This is a genomic window from Planctomonas deserti (assembly GCF_003067705.1).
Classification (GTDB): domain Bacteria; phylum Actinomycetota; class Actinomycetes; order Actinomycetales; family Microbacteriaceae; genus Planctomonas; species Planctomonas deserti.
In genome coordinates this window covers 1-591 of sequence record NZ_QANL01000124.1, presented here as the reverse complement: position 1 = coordinate 591, position 591 = coordinate 1, and the positions used below count along the sequence as shown (strand labels likewise).

Here is a 591-nt window from a genome sequence, read left to right as displayed (position 1 = left end):
GGGTGGAACTGAAGGTCGAGGGCGAGCCTGGCGCGCAGACCGGCTGGATCATGGATTTCGGCGACGTGAAGGCGGCCTTCCAGCCGATCTACGACCGCCTGGACCATCACTACCTCAATGACATCCCCGGCCTGGAGAACCCGACCAGCGAGAACCTGGCGGTGTGGATCTGGAACGAGCTCAAGCCGAGCCTGCCGGCGCTGAGCGAGATCACCGTGCACGAAACCTGCACCTCCGGTTGCCGTTACCGCGGCCCGGCGGCCTGATCAACCCATTGATCTGAAAGGTGTTTCAAAGGCGCCGTGGGCGCCTTTGTTATTTTTGTTGCATTGCCGCATCAACGGCGTATGCTGCATTGCATCAAGTCACTCCCTGATGCCCCATGGCCGCCGCCTTCAGCGATCGCTTCAGTGATGCCACCCGCCAGTTCGCCGCCGCGGCAACGCGTGCGAACCGGTTGGCATTGGAGAACGCGGAAAGCATGTTCGGCGTGCAGCTGAAGGTGATGGAGCGCAACCTGACCGCGACCGGCGGCTGGCTGGGCGAACTGGCCCGCAGCGACGACGCGGCCGGGACGCTCTCCAAGGGTGC

The 591-nt window shown here is 64.0% G+C and carries 2 protein-coding genes; both read left to right on the top strand.

Annotation, left to right across the window (positions count from 1 at the left end; translation table 11 throughout):
* Window positions 1–266, top strand: a 266-nt coding sequence (locus DAI20_RS19890) for a 6-carboxytetrahydropterin synthase (RefSeq protein ID WP_108252902.1), incomplete at its 5' end; no start/stop codon positions are given.
* Between the two features lie 116 nt (window positions 267–382).
* Window positions 383–591 (top strand): hypothetical protein (locus DAI20_RS19885; RefSeq protein WP_205781527.1); only part of this gene is annotated, 209 nt, incomplete at its 3' end.